We start from the raw sequence: 3,252 nt of genomic DNA on the forward strand, positions 1-3,252 counted from the left end.
TCACCCAGCATGGCAACGACCTACTCTCACAGGACCAAAGGTCCAACTACCATCGGCGCTAAGAAGCTTAACTGCTGTGTTCGGAATGGGAACAGGTGTGTCCTTCTTGCCATTATCACCACACTTGGGTGTTGTCTTATATGAGTGCTTGCACACTCAAAACTGAATAACCTCAAACCTAACCTCAAATCTTGTGGTTAAGACCTCGACCGATTAGTACTAGTCCGCTCCATGGATCACTCCACTTCCACTTCTAGCCTATCTACCTGATCGTCTCTCAGGGGTCTTACTTCTTTCGAATGGGAAATCTCATCTTGAAGCTGGCTTCACGCTTAGATGCTTTCAGCGCTTATCCATCCCGCACATAGCTACCCAGCGATGCCCTTGGCAGAACAACTGGTACACCAGCGGTGCGTCCATCCCGGTCCTCTCGTACTAAGGATAGCTCTTCTCAAATTTCCTACGCCCGCGACGGATAGGGACCGAACTGTCTCACGACGTTCTGAACCCAGCTCGCGTACCGCTTTAATGGGCGAACAGCCCAACCCTTGGGACCGACTTCAGCCCCAGGATGCGATGAGCCGACATCGAGGTGCCAAACCTCCCCGTCGATGTGAACTCTTGGGGGAGATAAGCCTGTTATCCCCAGGGTAGCTTTTATCCGTTGAGCGATGGCCCTTCCATACGGTACCACCGGATCACTAAGCCCGACTTTCGTCCCTGCTCGACTTGTAGGTCTCGCAGTCAAGCTCCCTTCTGCCTTTACACTCTACGAATGATTTCCAACCATTCTGAGGGAACCTTTGGGCGCCTCCGTTACTCTTTAGGAGGCGACCGCCCCAGTCAAACTGCCCACCTGACACTGTCTCCCGTGCTGTTACACGTGGGTTAGAGGGTCCGCATCACAAGGGTAGTATCCCACCAGCGCCTCCGTGTAGACTGGCGTCCACACTTCTTCAGCTCCTACCTATCCTGTACATGCCATACAAACACTCAATATCAAGCTACAGTAAAGCTCCATGGGGTCTTTCCGTCCTGTCGCGGGTAACCTGCATCTTCACAGGTACTATAATTTCACCGAGTCTCTCGTTGAGACAGTGCCCAGATCGTTACGCCTTTCGTGCGGGTCGGAACTTACCCGACAAGGAATTTCGCTACCTTAGGACCGTTATAGTTACGGCCGCCGTTTACTGGGGCTTCAATTCGTACCTTCGGATTGCTCCTAAGCACTCCTCTTAACCTTCCAGCACCGGGCAGGCGTCAGCCCCTATACGTCATCTTTCGATTTTGCAGAGACCTGTGTTTTTGATAAACAGTCGCCTGGGCCTATTCACTGCGGCTGACATCTCTGTCAGCACCCCTTCTCCCGAAGTTACGGGGTCATTTTGCCGAGTTCCTTAACGAGAGTTCTCTCGCTCACCTTAGTGTTCTCCACTTGACTACCTGTGTCGGTTTGCGGTACGGGTTGTTAACAACTCACTAGAAGCTTTTCTCGGCAGTTTGATTAGCCACCTTCGCTACTTAAATTTCGCTCCAGGTCACACGTCACAGTTATAGGTATAAGCATTTGACTCATACCACCACTTCGTGCTTCTACAGACACTTCCATCCGTCTGCGTGGCGTCGCCTCCTGCGTCCCTCCATCGCTCAAACATTGTTAACAAGTACAGGAATCTCTACCTGTTGTCCATCGCCTACGCCTATCGGCCTCGGCTTAGGTCCCGACTAACCCTGGGCGGACGAGCCTTCCCCAGGAAACCTTAGTCTATCGGTGGACGGGATTCTCACCCGTCTTTCGCTACTCATACCGGCATTCTCACTTCTAAGCGCTCCAACACTCCTTTCGGTATGCCTTCACCGCCCTTAGAACGCTCTCCTACCACTCAATATAAAATTGAATCCACAGCTTCGGTGTACTGTTTAGCCCCGGTACATTTTCGGCGCGGAGTCACTCGACTAGTGAGCTATTACGCACTCTTTAAATGGTGGCTGCTTCTAAGCCAACATCCTAGTTGTCTATGCAACTCCACATCCTTTTCCACTTAACAGTTACTTTGGGACCTTAGCTGGTGGTCTGGGCTGTTTCCCTTTCGACTACGGATCTTATCACTCGCAGTCTGACTCCCAGAGATGAGTCCTTGGCATTCGGAGTTTATCTGGATTCGGTAAAGCGTGAGCCCCCCTAGTCCAAACAGTGCTCTACCTCCATGACTCTTACTCTGAGGCTAGCCCTAAAGCTATTTCGGAGAGAACCAGCTATCTCCAAGTTCGATTGGAATTTCTCCGCTACCCACACGTCATCCAAACACTTTTCAACGTGTCCTGGTTCGGTCCTCCAGTGCGTCTTACCGCACCTTCAACCTGCACATGGGTAGGTCACTTGGTTTCGGGTCGACGACACCTGACTTTCGCCCTATTCAGACTCGCTTTCGCTACGGCTCCGTTTCTTCAACTTAACCTCGCCAACTATCGTCACTCGCCGGTCCATTCTACAAAAGGTACGCCATCACCCCTTAACGGGCTCTGACTACTTGTAAGCACACGGTTTCAGGTACTCTTTCACTCCCCTCCCGGGGTGCTTTTCACCTTTCCCTCACGGTACTGGTTCACTATCGGTCACTAGGGAGTATTTAGCCTTGCCAGATGGTCCTGGCGGATTCCGACGGAATTCCACGTGTTCCGCCGTACTCAGGATACTCTTAGGTACAAATCAGTTTTCGTATACGGGGCTCTCACCCTCTTTGGCGCTGTTTCCCACCAGCTTCTACTAACTCATTTGAGTCCACGTTAGAGTCCTACAACCCCAGTGTGCTTGCACACTGGTTTGGGCTCTTCCCGTTTCGCTCGCCGCTACTCAGGGAATCGATTTTTCTTTCTCTTCCTGCAGGTACTTAGATGTTTCAGTTCTCTGCGTCTACCTCACCCGTAGGTGTGACTAGCCATTACGCTAGCCGGGTTCCCCCATTCGGATATCTCTGGATCTTAGCTCACTTACAGCTCCCCAAAGCATTTCGTCGTTCGTCACGTCCTTCTTCGGCTCCTAGTGCCAAGGCATTCACCGTGCGCCCTTTGTTTCTTAACCACGATCATACTTGATGCATGATACTTTCGCGCTATTTTTTTCTTACTCTGTAATTTCTTACAGACTCGGTCAATTCTCGGTTCATTATTTTAGAAATAATGTGTTTTACCATCCATCCTGTCGGATGATAAAACGGTTTGTTTGGTTATTCAGTTTTCAATGTGCAAGTT

2 rRNA genes are annotated in these 3,252 nt (G+C 50.8%); both read right to left on the reverse strand.

Annotation, left to right across the window (positions count from 1 at the left end):
• Positions 1 to 7 precede the first annotated feature (7 nt).
• Positions 8 to 123 (reverse strand): 5S ribosomal RNA (gene rrf, locus HMPREF3093_RS06125).
• Positions 124 to 193: 70 nt separating this feature from the next.
• A 23S ribosomal RNA gene (locus tag HMPREF3093_RS06130) occupies positions 194 to 3,082 on the reverse strand.
• Positions 3,083 to 3,252 lie beyond the last annotated feature (170 nt).

The organism is Abiotrophia sp. HMSC24B09, assembly GCF_001815865.1.
Taxonomy (GTDB): domain Bacteria; phylum Bacillota; class Bacilli; order Lactobacillales; family Aerococcaceae; genus Abiotrophia.